Annotated in this window: 20 protein-coding genes; 10 read left to right on the top strand and 10 right to left on the bottom strand. The window is 35.6% G+C overall.

What is annotated here, in order from left to right; translation table 11 throughout:
* The first annotated feature begins 121 nt into the window (after nt 1–121).
* The 4 genes from DEU39_RS22430 to DEU39_RS22445 all read left to right on the top strand — a co-directional run bounded on the left by DEU39_RS22430 (nt 122) and on the right by DEU39_RS22445 (nt 4,879).
* Nucleotides 122–739: a DUF1684 domain-containing protein gene (locus tag DEU39_RS22430; protein WP_120233428.1), complete on the top strand. Its 618-nt coding sequence runs from the start codon at nt 122–124 to the stop codon at nt 737–739.
* 4 nt (nt 740–743) lie between these two features.
* Nucleotides 744–1,217 (top strand): GNAT family N-acetyltransferase, encoded by a 474-nt coding sequence (locus tag DEU39_RS22435; RefSeq protein WP_228432395.1) that lies wholly within the window; start codon nt 744–746, stop codon nt 1,215–1,217.
* 73 nt (nt 1,218–1,290) lie between these two features.
* Nucleotides 1,291–2,100: a glucose 1-dehydrogenase gene (locus DEU39_RS22440; protein ID WP_120233430.1), complete on the top strand. Its 810-nt coding sequence runs from the start codon at nt 1,291–1,293 to the stop codon at nt 2,098–2,100.
* 106 nt (nt 2,101–2,206) lie between these two features.
* Nucleotides 2,207–4,879 carry an MGH1-like glycoside hydrolase domain-containing protein gene (locus tag DEU39_RS22445; RefSeq protein WP_120233431.1) on the top strand — a complete coding sequence of 891 codons (2,673 nt, stop codon included), beginning with the start codon at nt 2,207–2,209 and terminating at the stop codon, nt 4,877–4,879.
* Between the two features lie 6 nt (nt 4,880–4,885).
* On the opposite strand, the gene recO is transcribed toward DEU39_RS22445, so the two are convergent.
* Genes recO through DEU39_RS22465 form a run of 4 tightly spaced genes read right to left on the bottom strand, consistent with a single transcriptional unit; the run spans nt 4,886 to nt 9,534 of the window.
* Nucleotides 4,886–5,572, bottom strand: a complete 687-nt coding sequence (recO, locus tag DEU39_RS22450) for a DNA repair protein RecO (protein WP_120233432.1) — start codon at nt 5,570–5,572, stop codon at nt 4,886–4,888.
* On the bottom strand, nt 5,572–7,824 hold the full coding sequence (locus DEU39_RS22455) for a hypothetical protein (protein ID WP_120233433.1): 2,253 nt from the start codon (nt 7,822–7,824) through the stop codon (nt 5,572–5,574). The genes recO and DEU39_RS22455 overlap by 1 nt, the downstream gene beginning before the upstream one ends.
* Nucleotide 7,825: 1 nt before the next feature.
* Entirely contained in the window at nt 7,826–8,776 is a 951-nt protein-coding gene (locus tag DEU39_RS22460) for a bifunctional metallophosphatase/5'-nucleotidase (RefSeq protein WP_062675502.1), read from the bottom strand.
* A gap of 2 nt (nt 8,777–8,778) precedes the next feature.
* Nucleotides 8,779–9,534 carry a 5'-nucleotidase C-terminal domain-containing protein gene (locus tag DEU39_RS22465; protein WP_062675501.1) on the bottom strand — a complete coding sequence of 252 codons (756 nt, stop codon included), beginning with the start codon at nt 9,532–9,534 and terminating at the stop codon, nt 8,779–8,781.
* A 107-nt stretch (nt 9,535–9,641) separates the two neighbouring features.
* Here DEU39_RS22465 and dapA point away from each other — a divergent pair, with 107 nt between their 5' ends.
* The 4 genes from dapA to DEU39_RS22485 all read left to right on the top strand — a co-directional run bounded on the left by dapA (nt 9,642) and on the right by DEU39_RS22485 (nt 12,451).
* Nucleotides 9,642–10,514: a 4-hydroxy-tetrahydrodipicolinate synthase gene (dapA, locus tag DEU39_RS22470; RefSeq protein WP_120233434.1), complete on the top strand. Its 873-nt coding sequence runs from the start codon at nt 9,642–9,644 to the stop codon at nt 10,512–10,514.
* Between the two features lie 118 nt (nt 10,515–10,632).
* Nucleotides 10,633–11,136 carry a GNAT family N-acetyltransferase gene (locus DEU39_RS22475; RefSeq protein WP_062675499.1) on the top strand — a complete coding sequence of 168 codons (504 nt, stop codon included), beginning with the start codon at nt 10,633–10,635 and terminating at the stop codon, nt 11,134–11,136.
* 294 nt (nt 11,137–11,430) lie between these two features.
* A complete protein-coding gene (locus DEU39_RS22480; RefSeq protein ID WP_062675498.1) occupies nt 11,431–12,012 on the top strand; it encodes a helix-turn-helix domain-containing protein in 582 nt (193 codons plus the stop codon).
* A complete protein-coding gene (locus DEU39_RS22485; RefSeq protein ID WP_062675497.1) occupies nt 12,005–12,451 on the top strand; it encodes a response regulator in 447 nt (148 codons plus the stop codon). Before DEU39_RS22480 ends, DEU39_RS22485 begins: the two co-directional genes overlap by 8 nt.
* A 613-nt stretch (nt 12,452–13,064) precedes the next feature.
* Here DEU39_RS22485 and recG read toward each other — a convergent pair.
* The 6 genes from recG to DEU39_RS22515 all read right to left on the bottom strand — a co-directional run bounded on the left by recG (nt 13,065) and on the right by DEU39_RS22515 (nt 22,022).
* Complete coding sequence (recG, locus tag DEU39_RS22490) at nt 13,065–15,152, bottom strand: ATP-dependent DNA helicase RecG (RefSeq protein WP_120233435.1); 2,088 nt, start codon at nt 15,150–15,152, stop codon at nt 13,065–13,067.
* Nucleotides 15,153–15,317: 165 nt separating this feature from the next.
* Nucleotides 15,318–15,851, bottom strand: coding sequence for a thioredoxin family protein (locus tag DEU39_RS22495; protein WP_120233436.1), 534 nt, complete (start codon nt 15,849–15,851; stop codon nt 15,318–15,320).
* 41 nt (nt 15,852–15,892) lie between these two features.
* Entirely contained in the window at nt 15,893–17,404 is a 1,512-nt protein-coding gene (locus DEU39_RS22500; RefSeq protein WP_062675494.1) for a peptide MFS transporter, read from the bottom strand.
* Between the two features lie 23 nt (nt 17,405–17,427).
* Complete coding sequence (locus DEU39_RS22505) at nt 17,428–18,420, bottom strand: YhcG family protein (RefSeq protein ID WP_120233437.1); 993 nt, start codon at nt 18,418–18,420, stop codon at nt 17,428–17,430.
* Nucleotides 18,421–18,477: 57 nt separating this feature from the next.
* Nucleotides 18,478–20,232: a peptide MFS transporter gene (locus DEU39_RS22510; RefSeq protein WP_120233438.1), complete on the bottom strand. Its 1,755-nt coding sequence runs from the start codon at nt 20,230–20,232 to the stop codon at nt 18,478–18,480.
* Between the two features lie 134 nt (nt 20,233–20,366).
* Nucleotides 20,367–22,022, bottom strand: coding sequence for a peptide MFS transporter (locus DEU39_RS22515; protein WP_120233439.1), 1,656 nt, complete (start codon nt 22,020–22,022; stop codon nt 20,367–20,369).
* Nucleotides 22,023–22,284: 262 nt separating this feature from the next.
* On the opposite strand from DEU39_RS22515, the gene DEU39_RS22520 reads away from it, so the two are divergent.
* Nucleotides 22,285–22,473 (top strand): hypothetical protein, encoded by a 189-nt coding sequence (locus tag DEU39_RS22520; RefSeq protein ID WP_120233440.1) that lies wholly within the window; start codon nt 22,285–22,287, stop codon nt 22,471–22,473.
* 73 nt (nt 22,474–22,546) lie between these two features.
* The gene (locus DEU39_RS22525; RefSeq protein ID WP_120233441.1) at nt 22,547–24,106 is read left to right on the top strand and encodes a vitamin K epoxide reductase family protein; all 1,560 of its coding nucleotides are present in this window, start codon (nt 22,547–22,549) and stop codon (nt 24,104–24,106) included.
* The last annotated feature ends 1 nt before the right edge of the window (nt 24,107 follow it).

A 24,107-nucleotide genomic window follows, 5' to 3' on the forward strand; every position in this document is an offset into this window, starting at 1 on the left:
TTTCAAAAAGTATGCTAGAGGTGAAGGTGCTTATTTTATTTATCACAGATTATATTTTTTATTACAATTTTAACTTTTGTTGGAATGAAAATTCATAGCTTTACTTATAATTTTTAAATTCATGAAAAAATATATCATACTCTTTCTACTGCTTCCACTATGGGGCTTTTCTCAAAAAAAGATGTCAAAGGAAGAGAAAGAGGTCCAGAAATTTCAGAAAGAACTGAATGCGGAATACCTTAACCCAAAAGAGACTCCGTTAAGAGGTGATAATTTTAAAAATTTTAAAAAACATCCTTTCTTTCCTTTTGATGCTAAATACAGAGTTACTGCACAATTTGTAAAATCAGAAGATACAAAACCCTTTGATCTTCCTACATCTTCAGGAAAAACCAAGTCTTATCAGGAATATGGAAAAGCAACATTTACGCTGGATGGGAAACCTTATACCGTTACTTTATACCAAAGTCTGGACTTGATCAAACAGGAAAAATATAAAGACTATCTTTTCCTTCCGTTCCGTGATGCTACCAATGAAAAGGAAACCTACGGAGGAGGGAAATATATGGATCTTAAAATCCCGAAAGGAAATACCATTGTACTTGATTTTAATCAATCCTATCATCCTTTCTGTGCTTACAACGCTTATGATTACAATTGTCCTATTGTTCCGGAGGAAAATAAACTTCCAATAGAAATCCGTGCAGGGGTAATGTATGAAGATATTTACCATCACTAATACTATGATACATTTAGATTTCTTTAAACCGGAAGACCTTTCCGGAGTCAGTTATACTTTGGATGAAAATCAGATGAGGTTTACAGCGACTGCTCAGCAGGCCTTACAAAGCATCAGCGAACGGAATGATGATAACGCATTTCCAGTGACGATATTTCAAAATGATCTGCCTGTAGGTTTTTTTGTCCTTGATTTTGGAAAAGATAAATTAGATCTTACGGATAATGAGAATTCAGTTTTACTGCGTTCACTATCTGTGAATCCTCAACTGCAGGGAAAGGGAATTGGAAAAGTTGCTATGCAGGAAGTAGGTACTTTTGTCCAAAATCATTTCAAGACCTGCGATGAGATTGTACTGGCTGTCAACCAGAAAAATGAATCTGCTTACCATATTTATCTTCAGGCAGGATATATTTACGACGGTAAGACCAGAATTGGAAGAAGCGGACCTCAATACCTGATGTACAAAAAACTTTAATAAAATTTTAAAATCATAATTTTTTATCTGCTGATATCTTTCCATAACTTTGAGTAACATCAAATTACAAAACATGGAAATATCACTTCAAAATCAGGTGGCTGTAGTCACAGGAGCTTCCAGTGGAATCGGTTCAGGAATTGCAAAATCATTGGCGGCAGCAGGAGCAACAGTCATTGTTAATCATTCTTCGGAAAGATCTACAGAAGAAGCTAAAGCTGTTTTAAAAGAAATAACGGATGCCGGCGGTAAAGGAATAACCTACCAGTGTGATGTTTCCAAAGAGGATCAGGTTATCAGGATGTTTCAGGATGTTGTTTCTGAATTCCAAACGGTAGATATTCTGGTCAATAATGCAGGCATTCAAAAGGATTCAAAATTCACTGAAATGACTTTGGATCAATGGAATGCGGTCATAGGAGTCAACCAGACCGGACAATTTCTTTGTGCCAGAGAAGCTATTAAAGAATTTCTAAGAAGAGGAATCGATACTTCCCGCTCTGTTGCCTGTGGGAAAATTATTCATATCAGTTCAGTCCATGAGATTATTCCGTGGGCTGGTCATGCTAATTATGCTTCCAGTAAAGGGGCTGTAAGAATGCTGATGCAAACCCTTGCTCAAGAATATGGTGCCAACAAGATCCGTGTCAATTCCATTTGTCCCGGGGCTATTCAGACCCCTATTAATAAGAATGCGTGGGATACTCCGGAAGCCCTTAATTCTCTTCTTACTCTTATTCCCTATAACAGAATCGGACAACCGCAGGATATCGGAAACTTAGCTGCGTTCCTTGCCAGTGACCTTGCAGATTATATCACAGGAACAAGCATTTTCGTGGATGGTGGAATGACTACGTTTGAGAGTTTTTCTACCGGAGGATAAAGGAATTCGAAGTTCAAAGTTTAATGTTCAAGGTTTAAAGTTTTTGAGGTTGTTTTTAGAACTTGAAACGGAATTAAATATTACTCACTACTCATAATTATCGTTTATGTCGGAAAAACAGAGAATTTCAGATATTTCATGGAAAAAATGGGGGCCTTATGTCAGTAACCGTGAATGGGGACTTGTTCGTGAGGACTACAGTGAAAACGGAGATGCATGGAATTATACCAATCATGAAACTGCAGAAGCCAAAACTTACCGTTGGGGTGAGGAAGGAATATGTGGCATCTGTGATGATCTCCAGAAGCTTGTATTTTCTTTAGGATTCTGGAATAAGAAAGATAAAATGGTCAAAGAACGATTCTTTGGTCTCACCAATGGTCAGGGAAATCACGGTGAAGATGTGAAAGAATATTATTACTATCTGGATTCCACACCTACCCATTCTTACATGAAAATGCTGTATAAATATCCTCAAAATGCTTTTCCTTATGAACAGCTTGTAAAAATAAATGCGGAAAGGGGAAAGGAGGAAGCTGAATATGAGTTGATTGATACAGGGATTTTTGATCACAATGAATACTTTGACATTTTTATTGAATATGCAAAAGAAAGTCAGAATGATATTCTTGTAAAACTAACAATATTCAATAAATCTGAAAAAGAAGCGTCTCTCGTAATTCTTCCGACTATTTGGTTCAGAAATACCTGGAACTGGGGATATGATGATTATAAACCACAATTGTCTGCTGAAGATGCAGACCATATTAAAGTCAATCATCAGGATATCGAGGTTAAAAATGTATATGCAAAACAATCTTTAAAAACATTATTTTGTAATAACGAAACCAATAATGAAAGGCTTTACCAGTCTTCTAATGAGTCAAAATACTGTAAAGACGGGATCAATAATTTTGTGATGACGGGAAATTCCCAGTCTGTGAATCCCAAAAATGCAGGAACCAAAGCTTCTTTCTTTATTGATGAAGATTTTAAAGCGGGAGAATCAAAAATATTTGAATTCAGGCTTTCAGATAAAGATATAAGAGAACCTTTTAAAGATTTCGATATTCTTTTTAAACAAAGAGAAAAAGAAGCCGACGAGTTTTATGCAGAAATTCAGAAAGGAATTGCTTCGGAAGATGAAAAACTGGTTCAGAGACAGGCTTTTGCAGGAATGCTTTGGAATAAAATGTTTTACCATTACAATGTAGAAAAATGGCTGAATGGTGATCCTTCCGAAATGCCTCCACCAAAGTCCCGCGAAACAATAAGAAACTACGACTGGAAGCATCTGAACAATGAGCATATCATTTCAATGCCTGATAAATGGGAATATCCATGGTATGCAACATGGGATCTGGCATTTCATACTATCAGCTTCTCCCTGATAGATCCGGATTTTGCAAAACATCAGCTGAAACTTTTCCTGTTTGAATGGTATATGCATCCCAACGGACAGCTGCCTGCATACGAATGGAACTTAAGTGATGTGAATCCACCTGTACATGCCTGGGCGGTTTTCAGAGTATTTAAAATTGATGAATATTTAAAAGATAAACCCGATCTGGAATTTCTGGAAAGCGCTTTCCAGAAGTTATTGATCAATTTTACCTGGTGGGTTAATAAAAAAGACCTTAATGGCAATAATATCTTTGAAGGAGGATTTCTGGGACTTGATAATATTGGGGTTTTTGACCGGAATTCTGTTTTGCCCAACGGAGAACAGCTGGAGCAGTCCGATGGAACGAGCTGGATGGCTATGTTTGCCCTCAATATGATGAGAATTGCGCTGGAACTGGCTCTTTACAATAAGGTGTATGAAGAGATGGCTATGAAATTCTTTGAACATTTCCTGTCGATTGCCCATTCACTGGATAATATGGGTGATGAGAAATTCAGTCTTTGGGATGAACAGGATGAATTTTTCTATGATGCAATTACTTCCAGCGACGGAACTCATATGTATCTGAAGCTAAGGACTATTGTTGGATTAATTCCAATGTTTGCCGTTGAGGTTATCGATGATGAAATGATTGAAAACCTTCCCAATTTCAAGAAAAGAATGAAATGGGTACTGGATAATAAACCTGAACTGGCTTCTCTGGTTTCAAGATGGGAAGTGAAAGGGCAGGATTCCAAACACCTTTTATCTCTGCTTCGGGGACATCGTTTGAAAAGACTGTTAAACCGAATGTTGAATCCTGAGGAATTTCTCAGTGATTACGGAGTAAGAGCTTTATCCAAAGAATATGAAAGCAATCCTTACACGTTAACGTTGAATGATACGAATTACAGCGTAAAATATACCCCTGCTGAAAGTGATAGCGGCCTTTTTGGAGGAAACAGCAACTGGCGCGGCCCCGTGTGGTTTCCTATCAATTTTCTTATTATTGACAGTCTTCAGCGTTTTTTCTTTTATTATAGCCCGGATTTTTTGGTGGAATATCCTACGGGAAGTGGTAATTACTCAAACCTTGATCAGATTGCAGATGCTTTAAACAAGAGACTTGCCAAGATATTTTTAATGGATGAAAATGGGAAACGACCAGTTCATGGGCAGTATGAAAGGTTTCAGACCGATCCTGATTTTAAAGATTATATTTTGTTCTATGAATATTTTCACGGAGACAACGGCCGTGGAGTAGGAGCTTCTCATCAGACTGGCTGGACAGGACTTATTGCTAAGATCCTTCAACCTAGATTTTCCAAAAAAGAAATGGCAGAATCCGAAACAGAAATGCCGGAAGATATTGGAAAAACAACAGGGAAGGAATAATATTATTTATTCAAATATCTGCTGTATGATTTCCAAAGAGGCTGGAGTTTTGAAATCCGTGATGTGGTAATGATAGTATACTAAAAGACTGTCAAGGAAATCTTTTCTCAAGGAGGAATGGATTTTTGTGGCATAAAAATCTTCTGCACAAAGAGCTTCTTTCCATAGCATTGAAATTTCTTCATTGAAGAGCTGGTGACTTATTCCCAGTGAAAAAGTTCCGGTTTCCGGATCTAAAAACCTGCCTTCGCTCAATAAGGGTGCAACACCCTGAATTTTTAAAAAAGCCAGCAAAAACAGAAGATGCGCCTGATAATTTTTATTAGTCAGCTCGCAGATTAAATGATCAATACAGGAATAGATAGGAATATTTTTATTCTCATGTTTAAGAATATGGCTCAGAAAATCTGAGATAAAGAAAATAACGGTATTGACCTTGATGTCTGTATAAATATCATTGTTTTTTACCAGTTCAAACTTTGAAACAGACGGAATACCGTTGCCACGTGATGGATTTACAGAAAAATTGAGCTGGCTCAACGGTTGAAGCAAGGCTTTCTTTTTATTCTTTTTGGAATAAATTCCCTTTAGAAAATAGCTCTGAAAACCTTCTTCTTCTGTAAAACAATGCAATACAGCATCATTTTCTCCATATTTGATAAATGAAAGTAAAAAACCGTTTTGTGAATTCATTAATTAACCACTCCTATTTTAGCGGTAGCTTTATCAGATCCGTCTTCATTCGTCATCAGGACAAAATAAATCCCTGAAGCTACTCTTGTTCCTTTCTGATTATTGAGATCCCATTCATAATATCCACCTCTTGCGACTGCAGAGTGAACTACATTACCTGCGGCATCTACAATTCTTATATTGGTTTTTTCTGCAAGACCTTTAATGGTTACTTTTCCTTTGAAATTAGAATAAACAACAGGGTTTGGATATACTACCACATCACCGAAATTGGAAGTTACATCTGCAACATCTCCCTGATACGTTACAATACCATTATATGTTACAAAATATACCTTACCTGTTTTTTTATCAACTTTTATATCGGTAACACTATTCGTAGGAAGAGGGGAATTTTCTTTTGTAAAATGCTTTATAGTTCTCTGACCGTCGGCGGAGAGGTAATAAACACCACCACCATCAACAGATACCCACTTATAGTCACCTGCATCTACTGCAATCTGAAGAATTGCGGATTCTCTGAAAAGCTCTTCCCCCAAACCATTCTGCTCTATAACTATAGGCTCTACTTTAGGCTGCGCGCTTTTTATTTCTGTTGCTGCGTTAGACATAATTCTTAGTCCTCCATCTGTACCGATCCAGGCATCTCCAGACTTATCAAATGCTACCGATAAAATACCTCCTGAACTGTTAAATCCATTAGCCGTTCCCAGAATATAATCATTGTCATCAGAAAGATTAGTGGCATTTTTATAGTCATATACCCAGAAATTGTTAGATCTTGGCAGCGGAGTCCACAACATATTTTCGTGGAAAACCGGTTTTTGAGTACCATCACTGGCCAGAACTATTTTCTTGATAACAAAATCATCTGCTGCTTTATCATAAATTCCCATAGAAGGATTCCCATCATTGAAACCAAAAGAAACAAAAAGATTACTCTGAGAATCTGTGGCAAAACCTACAGGACGTCTGAAATATGGCTGTGCTCCAAGATTATAATATTTTACCAGTTCAAAATCTTTGCTGGTAGCATTGTACTTCATTCTGTATACACCATTATCAAACATCGTATAATTGGTGAAAAATACTTCATTATTACTAACAGGACTTAATGTAGCATCCAGTACATTGATGGACTGTGGGTTATTAATAAAAAAAGAAGGATAAATCCATTCTGTACCGGTGAAATAATAAAATCCTGGTTTTTTAGGATTGCTAACCGGTTCGTTATAATTATTAGCTCTTGCTCCGGTAGACACCAGAAGCTGATTGTTATCAAAAAGATTAATGTTGTAAGCAAAATTGAAGTAAGGGCCGGAAGGTTTAAAAGTATTGTTACCTTCATCCTTAATTCCCGATAATACCGTTCCTCCTAAAATCTTTCCGCCAGCTGTTAATGCAGTATTACATTCTTCACCAAGACTTACCGCATTTTGCGATACTCCATTGATTCCATAGGTGTATACTCTGTTATCTGTAACCACAATACTATTTGAAGTCATGACAACATCCCTGATTTTTTCAAAAGTTGTAGGAAGCTGTGTCGGGTTACCATTATTATAAATATAAGCAGCTGTAGCCGTTGAGTAAACCAATTCTGATTCTGAATCTATATGTTTGAAAGCTCCCGGAACTTCCGTTGTCCATGTAGAATATACGGGAAACGTAGTATTCATTTGATGGCTTTTCAATCCTGTATCCGTTACAGAATATACTTTATTCCCGAATATCGTAGCTTCATTACTTGCCTGATAAACACCACCAGAAAGGAAAAATGCAGAGTCACCAAACTCTTTATTCTGAAGGTTGAATATGGAAACACCGTACCCAACAGAAATGACAGCCTGATTTCCGGTTATCGAAATGTGGTTAATCTTTTTATCTCCATTATATCCTGTAGCAATAGGAATATCAACAATATATTTGATCTCCTGTGGTGTAATAACATCCATAGATCCGTTTTCATAACCGATAAGCCCTGTTTTAGTCTGCGGATTGTAATCGAAAGCAGTAATTCCAATGTTGTGCAGGCCATTGGCTTTGGATAACTTCGTAATTTCTCCTGTTGATATTGTATAATAGAATATTCCGTTTTGAGTAGCTGCAATGATTTTTCCATTGTCTTCTTTCATGGCTAAGACATTATTGTAGGAAAACAGATCTGCCCACTTTTTGGATGAAATAACCTGAGCTTTTGTCAGCTGCAGGGATGCTAAAATACCAAGAGAAATTATAGAGAGTTTTTTCATATTATGCGGTTATGCTGCTATCTATCACCTGATTGTTCCAGGAAATATGCTGTACGTTTTTGTTTGTATCAAAATAAAAATCTATTCTACCTAAAAGAAGACCTGCCCATCCCACCTGATTAACAAGGACATTTTTGCCCTGTCTGTTGGTAAAGGTCTGAGGTTCCGGTAAGAATGTATGAGTATGGCCTCCTAAAATAATATCAATATTTTCTGTATTGGCCGCTAAAATTTTATCACTTATTTTATCAGGTTCATCTTTGTAATCATAGCCGATGTGCGAAAGACAAATCACAAGATCACATTTCTTCTCTTTCTTCAGGAAATTTGAATAATGCTGTGCTACATCAATGGGGTTGGAGTAAACGGTTTCTCCGTACTGTTTTTTGCCTACAAGGCCATCCAGCTGGATTCCCACTCCGAAAATTCCTACTTTGATGCCATTCTTATTGAATATCTGGTAGGGAGAAGTTTTCCCGTCAAGAACAGTGTTTGTAAAATCATAATTGGAACAAATAAAAGGAAACTTCGCATTAGGAAGTACTTTTAAAAATCCATCAAGTCCATTATCGAAATCATGATTTCCCATGGTAGAGGCGTCATATTTCATCATAGACATTAATTTGAACTCCAGTTCTCCTCCGAAGAAATTAAAATAAGGAGTTCCCTGGAAAATATCTCCGGAATCAAGAAGAAGAACATTACTTTCCTGACTTCTGATCTGTTGGATTAAGCTTGCCCTCCTTGCAAAACCTCCCTGATTGGGATTTTTTGTATAGCTTGCATCAAAAGGCTCTATTCTGCTATGTTGGTCATTGGTATGTAGAATAGTCAGTTTATTTGCAGATTTTAAATTAAGAATTTTTAATTCCTCCGCCATCATCATATTGGGAGCCAAAGCCATTGCTAAAGATCCGCCTCCTATTGCTTTTAAAAAACTTTTTCTATCCATTATTACTTCCCGATAAAATTTAAACGAACATCCGAATTGACCACCACTTCAGGTGATTTTTTAAAATAATCGATAAATAAATCTCTCATTTTAATTCCTGTTGCAATGGATTCTCCTTTAGCAAAGAATTTCATATTGTCTCCTCCCAATGCAAGATAGTCTGAAGTCGCAATATAATAATCTTTAGCAGGATCTACTGTATTACCATTGATTAAGGCTTTGGTTACCTGTCCGTTTTTTGTTTCAATGTATAAATGAGAAACAGGATTGTTGACCTGCGTTTTTGCATAATACTCAAAAAGCCCCTGTAAATCTGCTCCCTTCATTTTCACAATCACTACTTCATTTTCGAAAGGCATTACTTCAAATACATTTTTAAGTAAAATATCTCCTTTTCCGATAGTGGTTCGGATTCCTCCGATATTGATCAATGCAGCATCTACATTTTGCTTAAGATGAGTTTTGATCCATTCATTACCTCCTTCAAACGTATAGTCAGCTAAAAGATTACCCAGATTGCTGTTATCGCCCTGTTTGGTAAGATCCACATTGGTGTGTGAGATCTTCTGGTTCATTTCTTTATCCAGTTTCTGCTTATACGGTTCGATAAATTTTACAAACTCCTCATCATTCTTTAGCTCATTATTAATAGAAATATTTTTCTGGGTCTTTACATTCACAAGCTGCGGCACAGAAGCCGTTTTGCATGCAGTAAGCGACACCAGAGCAATTCCTAATAACAAGAATTTATTTTTCATAATCTCTTTTAGTATATGCAAATATAACTATATGTATAATAAAACATTATTATTTATTACAAATTCTTACTGTAAATTATTAAATTTGGCAAAAATAATTCTAACAGATGAGCATTTTAAAAGGAGTAGGTGTTGCATTGGTAACGCCCTTTAATGAAGATTTATCCGTTGACTTCGACAGTTTAACAAAACTGGTGGAGTACAATATCGAAAACGGAACCAATTATTTAGTTGTATTGGGAACAACGGCAGAAGCCGCAACGCTTTCTGCAGAGGAGAAGAAACAGGTAATTGAGCACATCATTAAGGTGAATAATAAACGTCTTCCTTTAGTTTTGGGAATTGGCGGCAACGATACTCTTGAGGTCAAGAAACAGATTGAAGAAGCAGATCTTTCTGCGTTTGAAGCCGTACTTTCAGTATCTCCATATTATAATAAACCGAACCAGGAAGGTCTTTATCAACATTATAAAGCTTTAGCTTCCACAGGAAAAAATATTATTATTTATAACGTTCCGTCAAGAACAGGGCAAAATGTAGAAGCAGAGACTACGCTTCGTCTTGCAAAGGAATTTCCTAACTTATTCCTGATTAAGGAGGCTTCTCCTAACATTCTTCAGTATTTTGATATTCTGAGAAAGAAACCTGAAGGATTTTCTTTAGTTTCTGGAGATGATGAATATACATTACCTGTAACATTAGCTGGTGGTGATGGTGTAATTTCCGTAATCGGACAGGCGTATCCTAAAGAGTTTTCAACAATGGTACAGCTGGCTTTTGAGGGTAAAGTAAAGGAAGCTTATGAAATTCATAACAAACTGGTAGATATTACCCGTTTGATTTTTGCTGAAGGTAATCCTTGTGGTATTAAAGTAATCCTGACCGAAAAAGGAATCATCAAAAATTATCTGAGACTTCCTTTGGTAAAGGCTTCAGAAGGTCTTCATGCAAAAATTAAAGCTGAAATGGCTACAATTTAATAATGAACCGGCAAAATGAATTTTAATTATGTTAAAACTCATGAGTCATCATTGAACAATATAAAGGGTGAAAAGCTTAGGCTTTTCACTTTTTTTAATCATCATAATACAACCAATCATGAAATTACAACAGGCAACAGCTGCAGACATCCCGTTGATTCAGGATCTTGCAAGACGATCATGGGAAAATGCCTATGCAGACATTCTTTCTAAAGAACAAATGGAGTTTATGCTCGCAGAAATGTATTCTGAAAATGAAATTTTACACCATTTTCAAAATCCGTATTATCATTATTATCTTATTCAGGATGAAAATAATAATACTTTTGAAGGCTTTATCGGATATGAGCACAACTATGCAGAGAAAACCACCAAACTGCACAGAATTTATCTGGTTCCTGAGAGTAAAGGAAAAGGATTTGGGAAAGGAGCACTTCAGTTTCTGAATGAGAAAGTTTCTGAAAACGGAAACAACAGAATTATCCTGAATGTCAATAAATACAATTCAGCCAGAAACTTCTACGAATCTCAGGGATATAAAGTGTATGACGAAGGTGTTTTTGATATTGGTAACGGTTTTGTGATGGATGATTTTCTTATGGAATATCTAATTCACAGATAAATGACTTAAAATTTTGTAACTTTATCCTGTAATTCTATAACAAGTGATTTCTTTTTTTGATTCATCTTTGCTTCAGAACCAAATCACTTATACAATACATTCATATGCTTGGTTTTGAGCTGAAAAGCTTTTTATCAGTATATTTTTTTCATCCTTAGTGTTTAAATTCCTGTATTCTAAAATACAGGAGTTTTTTCGTATATATGGTAAAATATTAAAAATATACACCTATTTCACATTTACTTGAAATAAATTATTATATTTACTAAATAATATTGGCTTATATATACTAGGATGAAAATGTATGTTAAATTTGATTTCAATGCTCTTTGTAAAAAGGTATTGGACGAGAAACTTAAAGAACACGGGCTGAAGTACAGATTACTGAACTTCGGTGAAGTGGAATTCTATGAGCCCCTTACACAAGAACAGCACAATCTTTTTAAGAAAAATCTTGAAGATTATGGTATCGAGATCATAGAAAGCCAAAAAAGTGCACTGGTACAGAAAATAAAAGATGCTATTGTAGAGCTCGTGTTTTCGGATGAAATTATACCGGTAAAAGCCTCCATCTATATTTCTGAGAAGCTGAATCACAGCTATGGTTATCTTTCCAATCTTTTTTCAGAAGTTGCTTTTACCTCTATTGAGAATTTTATTATTCTGCAAAAGATTGAGCATGCAAAAGCCCTGATCATAAGAAACAAACAAAGCCTTACAGAAATTGCCCATAAGCTGAACTATTCCAGTGTGGCGCATTTAAGCACCCAGTTCAAAAATACAACAGGAATCACTCCATCCCAGTTTCAAAAAATTATTGGCAAACGAAGAAGAGTACAAAGCACTGTAATAAACCATAAAATGCAGTATGAATAAAGAATTTCTGAACGTAATAGTAGCAGATAACGATGAAAACACTTTGATTTTTTTTAAAAATATTCTGAAGGAGTTGAAGATCTCTATAAAAGTTCAATGTTTCAGTAACGGGAACAGCCTGATGGAATACCTGAATAATGATGATGCTGTAATTCCGGAACTTGTTTTTATAAATTATATGATTCCCGGAAAAGAGAGTATGGAATGCCTGGAAGATATTGGTTCGAATTCAAAATTCAACAATATGGTGACGGCCATTTTTTCTGACCCTATTCCGGAAAATGAAGTAGAAGATATTTTTGTGAAAGGTGCGCATATTTTTATGAAAAAACCGGACTGTTTTGAGAAGCTCAGAAAGGTACTTACGGAAGTTATTACCATCAACTGGCAGTATCACACTTCGGGTTTGAATAAAGATAATTTAATTCTGAAAGTATGATGAATAAAGGATTTATTAATTTAATATTAATAATTTAAAAATCGTATTTATTGCATACTATTCACAAATAGGTGAAAATTTTATAACTAATCATTAAAATAATATAAAAGGCATCTGAATTAATATACGGACATTTGTAAAAGTAAACTCAGACACAAATTTATTATATAGTACAAGATACAGATGAATGAGAAGTAATTGTTTCTAAAAATAAAAAAATTATATAAATCACGATGTTAGTTAAACAAAATGGATTATACTAATTTTCCAATTATAAAGCACAGAAGATCTTTAAACAAAACGGTACAATCATGAAAACTCAATAAGTAGTTGGAGATATTTTTATTCGTTTCATTCCCTCATCTCCACCGAAACACAGTTAGTTTTTATAATAAGCAAGTTGGAAAAAATAATTCATTTTGTTTTTTATAATTTATTTTAATAGTTATGGTTTTAGCTCATTATTATATTGTTATATAAATATTTTCACACCACATCACAAAATATTAAGCCTGAACTATTAAAATAAATTTTTTTTGGACATACCAAAAGTAATTTCTTCTAAATAACAGTTTTATAAGGGGGCCGCAGGAAGTTTTTTTCTGCGGTTTTTTTATGATATTTTGCTCCACTTATTTTTTCCTTTGTAGTATCTGATATAATAATTTTTGATGATCAGATTGTCGGATCTTAATAGCATAGGATCAGCTTCCAGTATTCTTTCTACCGTATTTTTTGTTGTTTTGATGATCGCAGAATCATTAATGAGATCCAGTCTCTTAAAATCTACCACACCACTTTGCTGGGTTCCCAGTATATCTCCGGGACCGCGAAGCTGCATATCTACCTCAGAAATTTTAAAACCATCATTGGTTTCAGTCATTGTTTTAATACGTGTTCTGCTTTCTTTTGATAATTTATCGGAAGTCATCAGGATACAGTAACTCTGTTCAGCACCTCTTCCTACACGTCCTCTGAGCTGGTGAAGCTGTGATAGTCCGAACCTTTCAGAACTTTCAATCACCATTACCGAAGCATTCGGAACGTTTACCCCAACTTCAATTACTGTGGTTGCAACCATTATTTCAGCTTTTCCTGAAGCAAAATAAGCCATGGCAGCATCTTTTTCATCCGGTTTCATTTTCCCATGAAGCATTGTCACATTGTATTCGGAGAAAAAATCCATCACATGCTCCAAACCTTCCATCAGGTTTTTATAATCCAGTGTTTCTGATTCTTCGATGAGAGGATATACGAAATAAACCTGTCTTCCTTTTTTTATTTCATCTTTACAAAAGTTATAGACATACAATCTGTCTTTTTCCCGGCGGTGCGCTGTGATAATAGGTTTTCTCCCCACTGGCATCTCGTCAATCACGGAAACATCCAGATCAGAATAAAAACTCATGGCCAGAGTTCTTGGAATTGGTGTGGCGGTCATCACCAGAATGTGTGGAGGAATCTTGTTTTTAGCCCACAGTTTAGCCCTTTGAGCAACCCCGAATCTATGCTGCTCATCAATAATGGCTAATCCCAGATTTTTAAATTTAACCTTATCTTCTAAAACGGCATGAGTTCCTACCAAAATAGAAAGAGTCCCATTTTCCAGTTCTTCATGGATAATTCTTCTTTCTGCTGCTTTGGTAGAGCCAGTGAGAAGGCGGATATTGATTCCTGTTTTTTCCAACAGTTCTTTAATACCATTGTAATGCTGTTGGGCCAGAATTTCAGTAGGAGCCATCAGGCAGCTCTGAAACCCATTGTCCATTGCGATAAGCATGGTAAGAAGGGCAACCATTGTTTTTCCTGATCCTACATCTCCCTGTAAAAGCCTGTTCATCTGAATCGGCCTTTTCATGTCCATTCTTATTTCCTTTAAAACCCTTTTCTGTGCATTGGTAAGCTCAAAAGGAAGATGGTTTTCATAAAAATCATTGAAGTGATCTCCAATAATCGGGAAAGGATTACCCTGGGATTGTGTTTTATGATGAAGTTTCTTTAAGCCATATCCTAACTGAAAGAAAAACGATTCTTCAAATTTCAGTCTGTAATCTGCTTTATCAAAATGCTCCTGATCTTTTGGAAAATGTACATTCAGAAAAGCATGCTGCCTGGACATGAATTTAAAGGTTTTCATCAGATATTCCGGAAAATTTTCTTCAATAAGACTCGGAATCTCTCTGCAGATATTTCTTAAAGCATTCTGGAAAAATCGTTGATTTAACCCTCTTTTGGTTAGTTTTTCAGAACTTGGATAAATAGGTTTAAGGCGGGTATCACCCTCTTTTTTTTCTTCCGCTTCAATTTCCGGATGCGGCATAGAAAACTGGCGGTTGAAAACATTAATCTTTCCGAAGATATAAACTTCCCTGTTGATGGGAAGCTGTTCTTTCAACCACTTGGAATATTGAAACCAAACCAGATCTATACTACCTGTTTCATCATTGAACTTTGCAGATAATCGCTTGGTTTTACCGGTCTGAATTTCCTGTACCTGAGTAATTCTTCCCTTCAGCTGTATTTCCTGACTGGTCTCGTCTCTAAGCTGAGAAACAGTATAGATTTTACTTTTGTCCAGATAACGGATAGGGTAGAAATTCAACATATCTTCCACAGTAGATAAGCCCAACACACTTTTGATGAGTTTAGCTCTTTCCGGACCTATTCCTTTTACATATTCTATGGAGGTTTCGAGATTCATTTTCAGGTTTCAGGATACTGTTTTTCGAACTTTTTGATTCTTATTTCGGATGATAAAAAATAAAGGTTCGAATTTCGGTAAAATAAAAAAGACTTCCAAAAAATTGGAAGCCTCTATAGTGAATTTTTAGCATTGAAACACAAAATCCTGTTTCAAAGTTCTGAATTAATCTTTTATTTTAGATTTGAATTTTTTCTGGTAATCCTCCCATTGTTCTCTGGTTTTAATCTTTTTAAACAAATCTTTGGAGATCAGTTCCAGATAAGGTTCCAGTTCTTTGGCAGACAATTCTCCCTGAAGAATGGTGATGGGATCGCCATGCTCGTCCAGAAATACCGTACTTGGAACAGCCCCTACATTCATATACTGGGTAAACTCATGAAGAGAATTTTTTCCCTTTTTATGTTCAGAATTAGGATTGGAAAATGTTCTTCCGAAAATTTCAATACTCTTTTTTTCTTCCGCATTAAACTTTACAGGATAATAATTATCATTTAAAACCTGAGCCAGTACAGGGTGGCCGTATGTTTTTTTATCCATGATTTTACACGGACCACACCAGTCTGCGTAGAAATCAATTAATATTTTTTTGGGACTTTCCTTTTGGGCTTTTAAAGCTTCTTCAATGGTCATCCACTTTACTTGGGCAAAACTAAAATTTAATAAAAATAAGAGTGTTATGCTTAAAATTTTCTTCATATTGTGATATTTGGATAAAAATAAGCATAATTACTTATTTTTTATTTTACATCTTGCATTAATTTTTTCACGTACGGAGATATCAAAATTAATACCACTCCGGCAATTACCGCATATAATCCTAATTGTTTATATCCATCAGTATAAGTGATCAATTCATCATAGTTGGTAGAACCTTCTTTGGCTGTGGCAAGACTGGCCCCAATAATTCCTGCAACATACTGCCCATACGCTGATGCAAGAAACCACATTCCCATCATCATTCCCTGAAGATTCTTGGTAGAAAGCTTGGTCATGATGGATAAACCGATAGGAGAAAGGCATAATTCCCCAAGGGTAATAATAAGCAATGCCAGTGTGAAGAAGTTCAGTGAAGTGATTCCCTGAAGGTCTGCGAAGAGGCGCGTTGCAAATAAAACATAATATCCTAATCCTAAGAAAATAAATCCTAATCCGAATTTGATAATCGTGTTGGGTTCAATTTTTCTTTTGTTCAGCCAGATCCATAGAAGTCCGATCAATGGGGCAAGGAAAATAATGAAGAAAGCTCCTCCTGAGTTATTCACTCCATTTGGGTCTAATCCAAAAAGATCTTTATTCAGATTTTTAGCTGCGAAAATACTTAAAGAACCTCCGCTTTGCTCATAGATTCCCCAGAAGATAATGGAGAATATAATGAAAACCAAAGCTGCCCAAAGTTTTTTGCGCTCAGAAGCTGTTACTTTAGACATTTCATAGAACAGATAGATTAAAGTTAAAGGCCCGATGGTCCACATAAAATAATCTGTATACTCTGTCTTGGCTACCATGGTCATGATGATGGGTACAAAAACCAATGACAAAACATATACTCCGTATTCTTTCCATTTGGGTATTGGAGCTGTTTTTACTTCTGCTAAAGGATGTCCCGGCTGTAAACCGATAGTCCCTAATGTTCTTTGTGTAAATACAAAATTAATTAAGCTTACTACCATTACTATTGAAGCAAGACCAAAAGCAATATGCCACCTCATTTCTTCTGCAATAATGTTGCTTAAGAATTCTCCTTTACCAATGGCAATACATAAATAACCGCCTAGCAATGCTCCAAGGTTAATTCCTGCATAGAAAAGTGAGAAACCTGCATCTGCTCTTGAATCATTAGGCTTGTAAAGCTGTCCCACCATAGATGAAATATTAGGTTTGAAGAAACCGGTACCTACTACGGTGAATGCTATTCCTAAGAAAAAGAATTTATGGGGATCGGTAGCCAGGATTAAACTTCCTACGATCATCAGCAAACCGCCCCAGAACAAAGATTTTCGGAATCCTAAAATTTTATCAGCAAAAAGACCTCCCACAAAGGTAAAGGCATAAACAAAAGCCTGGGTGGCACCATATTGAAGGTTGGCTTCTTTTTCATGGAAATTAAGCTGTGAGATCATAAAGAAAACCAGCATTCCACGCATTCCGTAGAAACAGAAACGTTCCCACATTTCAGAGAAAAACAGGCTCCAGATTTGTCTGGGATACTTTCCTTTGAAATTTTGTATTTCATCTAAAGTTAAGCTCATAATGATATATGATTAAGTTCTAATTAAGGGTTTTTATCTTTCTGATCCAGTTCAAAGCGGATTCTGTCCTGGTCAATAATTTGTTTTAATTCTTCTTCTTTTGGGAGGTACAGCAGATATTTGCTGGCAAATAAATTATTTTTATCATTCAAAACGGAGTATTTTACAATGGTCTCATCTTTTTCTGAACATAATAAAATTCCGATGGTCGGATTATCTCCTTCACTGCGTTTCAGATCATCATACATTCTTACATACATATCAATCTGTCCTATATCCTGATGAGAAAGTTCTCCTGTTTTTAAATCAATAATGACAAAGCATTTTAAGATGTAATTATAGAAGACAAGATCAATATAGAAGTCTGATGTATCCGTAGAAATATGTTGTTGTCTGGCTACAAAGGCAAAGCCTTTTCCGAACTCTAGTAAAAACTTTTGAATATGATCAATAATGGCTGTTTCAATTTCTTTTTCAGAAAATTGTTCATCAGCTTTTAATCCAAGAAACTCAAAAATATAAGGATCTTTTAAAACACTGTGAATAGTTTCCGGAGAAGATTTTTTATGTTCCAAAACCCTTTCGTAAGCAAGCGAATTGATTTGTCTTTTAAGATCTCTGTAATTCCAGTTATTTTGAACGGATTCATTGAGATAGTAATTCATTTTATCAGCATTGTCAAGCCTTATCAGTAATCTGTAATGGGTCCAGCTCAATTCGTGACGCAATGCGTCACATATTGGAAATGCATGATAAAAAGAGCGCATGTTTCTTAAGTTACTTTCATCAAATCCTTTTCCAAATTCTAAGGTAAGTTTCTGAGAAAGTTTTTTCAGCGTATATTTTCCGTATTCTGCGCGTTCTTTTCCCTGTTGTTCATCTTCAACAATCAATTTTCCAATCTGCCAGTAAGTGAGCAGTAGAGTAGAATTCGCTATACGAAACACTTTTTCGCGCGACTGCCTAATGATTTCCTTTACGGATTGGAATAAAGAATCTTCGGAAATTTCCATCATACGAAAATAAAAAAAACCTCTGACTTGGCAGAGGTTTTATGATATTTTGTTGATACATTAGTTTACACCATGCATCATTTTCTTTAAGATAGGTGAAATTAATCCTAAAATTACAGAAGCAATCCCACAAAGTACTACGAATACCATGAAGAATTCAAATAAGTTATGGATTTCGAATCCTACAAAAGTAGGGTTGTGTAATGGTAACTGAGCTTTATCAAAAGCAGCCACCTGATCCGCTGTCAGGGTCACTTTTTTATCTAAAACATCCTGCAGATTAACACCCATTTCTTCAGCTTTCTTGAATTTATCACCTGTTGCAGGGATAAGTGCTCCTAATGAACCTGCTAATGCATAACCAGCAGCGTTAGAAATGAAGAAAACACCATATAATAATGAAGCAAATCTTTTCGGAGCCAGTTTACCAACCAATGATAAACCGATTGGAGAAAGACAAAGCTCACCACATGTCTGGATGAAATAGAGTAACATTAACCATTTGATGGCCAATAAACCTGAGTTTCCAAGATCTTTTACATTGTGTGCAATGATGAAATAAGAAAGAGCGATCAGTGCTAATCCCATTGCCTGTTTGAACGGAGATACCGGCTCTTTTCCTTTAGCTCTTAACTTGTCCCAGATTAAACTGAAAGGAACAGCCAGAATAACAACGAAGATTCCGTTGAAGATCTGAACCATTGAAGGCGGCATATTCCATCCGAAAATGTTTCTGTCAGTTTGGTTATCTGCAATAAATGTTAATGAAGATCCAGCCTGCTCGAACGCAGCCCAGAAGAAAATAATAAAGAATGATACGATATAGATTACCCAGATTCTCTGTCTTTCAACCTTATTTTCAGCAGAAGACATAATTAAGAAGGCAAGAGAAATACCCGCTGAATAGATGAATGGGTAAATGATTCCTTTAATCAATTGCCCCATTTCTACAGAATTGAATCCAAACTCACCTACAAGAAGATATCTGAAAAGGAAGAATAAAACTACAAATATTCCACCAGTGATTCCTAAAGCCTGGCCAGAGAATTTAGCAGTCTGCGTTTCTCCTTCTTCAAAGTCAGCACTTGTATTATTTTTTGGTAATCCTCCGATAGGCCTTCCTTCCGGAGTTACTACGTATTTGTTTTTAAGGATAAAGAATGTTACCGTTCCGATAACCATTGCGATAGAAGCTGCCAGGAATCCCCATTTGAATGCGAAGATATCTCTTACTCCGGTTGCAGCATCTTTTACGTCACCTACGTATGGACAGATAAACTGACCAAGGAAAGCTCCGATGTTGATCCCCATGTAGAAAATAGTGAAAGCGGAATCCAGTTTAGATTTTTCCTGCTTTGGATAAAGGCTTCCCACCATAGAGGAAATATTCGGTTTGAAGAATCCGTTACCAAAAATGATCACGAATAATGCCAGCCACATGATAAGTTTGGCGCTTCCGATATCTGCTGAGAAGGTAGAGGCACTGATAAATAGCAAGAACTGGCCAATAGCCATTAATGATCCACCAATGATAATCGCGTATCTGTTTCCGATATATTTATCAGCAATAAATCCTCCCAAAAGAGGTGTTAAATAACATAAAGCTAGAAATCCACCATAGATGATCGCTGCATCAGCTTCTTTTATTAATAAGGAATTTACCATGAAGAGCGTCAAAAGAGCTCTCATTCCATAAAAGTTGAAACGCTCCCACATTTCTGTTCCGAAAAGAACCCATAATCCTTTAGGATGCCTGGAATTCTTATTCTCTACAAATTCATCCGGTTTCGGACTCAATGCTTCAATATTATCCATTTCTATTGTTAATTTTTGTTAAGACTGACAAATATAGTTTATTTTGGGTTTTTGGCAAGGTTTTAATTTTATTTTTAAATAAAAAAGCTGCGGGACTCTTCCGCAGCTTACTTTTCTTTATAATATTAAGGATTTTAATGCCCTTTTTCTGTCATAATTCTATTTAGCCTTTTTAACATAGAAAGACCTAAAAGTGTAGCAAATATTAACAAAGCGAAGTTTACAAGGAAATAATTCGTCTTGTTTTCATAGTTATACCATGTACTTGCCAGGATTCCTGAAAGCTTATTTCCCACAGAGTTGGCCAGGAAAAATCCTCCCATCATCAATGCTGTAATCCTTGCAGGAGAAAGTTTAGAGACAAAAGAAAGCCCCATTGGAGACAGGCATAGCTCCCCGATAGTAATGACTCCGTAGCTGGCAACCAGCCATAGAGGAGATACTTTTACAGCGCCATTGTCTCCGGCCATTACGGCTAAAACCATGACAAGGCAGGAAAGTCCTGAAATAAATAAACCTAAAACAATCTTGGTAGGCGTCAATGGTTCTTTTCCTTTTCTTCTCAACAATGCCCAGAATCCTACAATAACCGGAGTTAGCGCAATAACCCAGAACGGATTGATAGACTGAAACAGTTCTGTATTGTACAGATAAACTTTGTTTTCAGGGTTTTTCTCAAGAGCAGCACGCTGCTCTGGGGATATGTTCTTAAAATAAACATCTTTCCCCATTTCCTTTTTAGTCTCCCCATTATCATCTTTTTGAGAACGGAACTGATTGTCATAAACCGGAACTTCTTTATCTTCATAGTTTTTCCCTTCCACCATATAAATTTCCTCCAATGGCTTTTCAAGAGAAGCAGGAACACTTCTGTCCGTGTAATAATTAGCCCATCTTGTCAATGCTGTACCGTTTTGTTTGAAAACCGCCCAGAAGAACATACTGATCAGGAATACAGAAAGTAATGCTCCGATAGAGGCTTTTTCATCAGGTTTAGCTTTAAAGTAAAGTGATGCATAGAAATAAATAACCGGTACACATGCAAAAATAAAGGCATCTGTACTGTCACTTCCGAAAATATTATCAGGAATAAACCAACCTATTGCTCCGGCAACGATAGCAGGAACAAATACTTTGATCAGAATCTCTGAAAGTTTTGTATCACCTTCCTGTACAGGTTTCATCTGTGCAGCATGAATGTAATGCTTTCTTCCGATGGTAAAAATAACCATTCCGATAAGCATTCCTACACCCGCAGTGATAAAAGCTTCACCCCAACCGAATTTATTACGCATGAAAGCGGCAATAATATTACAGATAAATGCCCCGATATTGATTCCCATATAGAAAATATTATACCCGGAGTCTTTATTCGCTTTATAAGGTTCTTCAGAGTAAAGATTTCCTAAGAGAGTTGAAATAGTAGGTTTAAAGAAACCATTTCCAATAATAATTAATGCCAGAGAGGTATAAAACAGGGGTAAATCTTTAAAAACTCCCATACCTATATATCCTGCAGCCATTAAAAAACCTCCAAGATAAATAGATTTAATATACCCTAACACTCTGTCTGCCAGGAATCCTCCAATAAAGGGAGTCAGATAAGTTAAGGCAATATAAGTTCCGAAAATGTCATCAGCAGTTTTATCCGGAAGTCCAAGTCCGCCCTTCATGCCTGTAGGCTCAATAACATAGAGAACAAAGATTCCAAGAATCAGGTAGTACCCGAAACGCTCCCACATTTCTGTAAAAAAGAGATAGGGCAGCCCTTTAGGATGTTTAGTCTTCATATAATCAATTTTCAAATTTCCCAAAAATAGCTTTTTAATTTTAATTGATAAAATAAATAATAGCTGCGTAAATGATTAATGACATAAATAAGAAAAATGAATGTGCAGACAGGTTTTCTTTATTTAAAAACTTGTACATATTTCACAAATTAAAATACAATGAATAAACATAAAATATGCATATGTATTTCCTTTGTGAGTGATATTTGTTTTCTATTTTCGCCTATGTCAATAGTGACACGTAATTAAAAAAACATTTATTATGAAAAAGATCAATTTAAAAAAGATGAAAGGAAGTTTATCCCGAAATGAGTTGAAAACCATTAAAGGGGGATTAAGAGAGGAAGATCCTATTTCGGATGCAGGATGTGCATGTACCAATGCAGCATGTGCAAATACTCATAATGGGAATGGTGATTCGTATTGCAACGGTACTTTTTGTTGTGGGTAATTAAAGTAAATCTTTTAAAATGGCAACAGGAAACTGTTGCTATTTTTTTTAAAATACAAAAAGTTATAGTAAAATGACACGCAAAAGCTATACTGCTGTTATCAATTACCTGGATGATAATAAAATACATATTGATAAGGATGAGTTTGAACTTCAATTGGAAGGGCATCCCAATTTTCCAAGCCTTCTGGCATTTTCTGATGCTTTACATTTTTTCAATATTGAAAATTACAGTTACAGAATTGATAATGATGAAAAAGATATTTTACCTGAGGATTTTCTGGCTTTAGTAAAAGGAGAATTGGCAGTGGTGAATAATATAGGTGATAAAATAACAGTCAATGGTTCTCAAACGGAAGATTTTTTTTCAGAATGGGAAAATATAATACTTATTATAGAAAAGCCTGAGGAGCAGTTCAATACAAAATTAAAACTAGATTATACATACATTAACTGGGGAATTGTAACGCTGCTGTTTCTGTTCCTTTTCGTTTATGATGATTCCAATCTGGTTTTGAAACTGATCTTTGCGGCTACAGGACTTATCGGATTCATATTTGCCCGTGAAGCCTACAAAAAAACGCATGGGAAAGGAACATTCATACCGGTTGGAGTATGTAAAAGCAATTATCAGAATACGGATTGTGACCTGGTTTTTAATTCGAAAAAATGGAAGATTTTTAATAAAATAGATTTATCTGAGATTTCACTGCTGTTTTTTACCAGTCAGATCGTGTGTTTTATTTTATTGAGTCTGATAAAAAATATTGAATTCTTTTTTGAGATCTATCAATATGGATTATTTGCATTCATACCCGTTGCTTTCTTATCCTTATTCTATCAGGTATTTGTTGTTAAAAAGTATTGTCCTGTCTGCATGGTAATCATAACCTCAGTATGTATTCAGCTGGTGGCTGCCAATCTTATCTCATTTACCAGTAAAAAACCGGACATAACTGTTGTTCTGTTTCTAATAGGAAGTTTAGGTTCGCTCATTGTTTTGATGAATTTTAGGATAAAAAATAAGAAGGGACAGAAAGATGAAAATACCCTAAAAAGAAATCTGAAATTCAGGAGAAACTATCAGTTTTTCAAAAATAATTTGTCTTTACAGAAAAAAGTTGAGAATAAAGATTTTTCGAACGCTTTTGTGTTTGGAAATGAAAAAGCAGATCAAACTTTAACCTTTATTACCAATCCTTTTTGTAAACATTGCAAAGAATTTTATCCTGTTTTTCTAAAGCTGGTAAAAAAGTATTCTAATGAGTTGAGAATCAATATTTTCTTTGATATAGATCTTAGCAGGGATGATCTTGATAATAGAACGGTTCATGTCAACCTTACCAATATTTATATCAATAGTGAAAATAAAATAGAATTTCTGGAAGCGTTGAGCAGCTGGTATGATGTTCAGGGCTATAATGAAGACAAAAGTGGCTGGTATCATAAGTATTCTAAATATTTTGGAAGTTCAGAGAATGCACTTGCATTATTAAAAGGACATGAAGAATGGGTAAGCAGCAATGGGGTGCATTTTACACCCAATATCTTTATCAATGACACGGAATACCCGGTTCAGTATGAAAGAGCAGATCTGGAATTCTTTATCCCGGAATTATTATCCGAAAATTAAA

The organism is Chryseobacterium sp. AG363 (assembly GCF_003610675.1).
Lineage (GTDB): Bacteria > Bacteroidota > Bacteroidia > Flavobacteriales > Weeksellaceae > Chryseobacterium > Chryseobacterium cucumeris.

Coding starts and splice junctions, on each gene's coding strand:
- DEU39_RS22495 (WP_120233436.1), bottom strand. CDS start 15,851: ATGAAGAAAATTTTAAGCATAACACTCTTATTTTTATTAAATTTTAGT.
- DEU39_RS22455 (WP_120233433.1), bottom strand. CDS start 7,824: ATGAAAAAACTCTCTATAATTTCTCTTGGTATTTTAGCATCCCTGCAG.
- DEU39_RS22505 (WP_120233437.1), bottom strand. CDS start 18,420: ATGATGGAAATTTCCGAAGATTCTTTATTCCAATCCGTAAAGGAAATC.
- DEU39_RS22510 (WP_120233438.1), bottom strand. CDS start 20,232: ATGGATAATATTGAAGCATTGAGTCCGAAACCGGATGAATTTGTAGAG.
- DEU39_RS22440 (WP_120233430.1), top strand. CDS start 1,291: ATGGAAATATCACTTCAAAATCAGGTGGCTGTAGTCACAGGAGCTTCC.
- DEU39_RS22465 (WP_062675501.1), bottom strand. CDS start 9,534: ATGAAAAATAAATTCTTGTTATTAGGAATTGCTCTGGTGTCGCTTACT.
- DEU39_RS22435 (WP_228432395.1), top strand. CDS start 744: ATGATACATTTAGATTTCTTTAAACCGGAAGACCTTTCCGGAGTCAGT.
- DEU39_RS22500 (WP_062675494.1), bottom strand. CDS start 17,404: ATGAGCTTAACTTTAGATGAAATACAAAATTTCAAAGGAAAGTATCCC.
- DEU39_RS22515 (WP_120233439.1), bottom strand. CDS start 22,022: ATGAAGACTAAACATCCTAAAGGGCTGCCCTATCTCTTTTTTACAGAA.
- DEU39_RS22525 (WP_120233441.1), top strand. CDS start 22,547: ATGACACGCAAAAGCTATACTGCTGTTATCAATTACCTGGATGATAAT.
- recG (WP_120233435.1), bottom strand. CDS start 15,152: ATGAATCTCGAAACCTCCATAGAATATGTAAAAGGAATAGGTCCGGAA.
- DEU39_RS22480 (WP_062675498.1), top strand. CDS start 11,431: ATGAAAATGTATGTTAAATTTGATTTCAATGCTCTTTGTAAAAAGGTA.
- recO (WP_120233432.1), bottom strand. CDS start 5,572: ATGAATTCACAAAACGGTTTTTTACTTTCATTTATCAAATATGGAGAA.
- DEU39_RS22460 (WP_062675502.1), bottom strand. CDS start 8,776: ATGGATAGAAAAAGTTTTTTAAAAGCAATAGGAGGCGGATCTTTAGCA.
- DEU39_RS22485 (WP_062675497.1), top strand. CDS start 12,005: ATGAATAAAGAATTTCTGAACGTAATAGTAGCAGATAACGATGAAAAC.
- dapA (WP_120233434.1), top strand. CDS start 9,642: ATGAGCATTTTAAAAGGAGTAGGTGTTGCATTGGTAACGCCCTTTAAT.
- DEU39_RS22520 (WP_120233440.1), top strand. CDS start 22,285: ATGAAAAAGATCAATTTAAAAAAGATGAAAGGAAGTTTATCCCGAAAT.
- DEU39_RS22430 (WP_120233428.1), top strand. CDS start 122: ATGAAAAAATATATCATACTCTTTCTACTGCTTCCACTATGGGGCTTT.
- DEU39_RS22475 (WP_062675499.1), top strand. CDS start 10,633: ATGAAATTACAACAGGCAACAGCTGCAGACATCCCGTTGATTCAGGAT.
- DEU39_RS22445 (WP_120233431.1), top strand. CDS start 2,207: ATGTCGGAAAAACAGAGAATTTCAGATATTTCATGGAAAAAATGGGGG.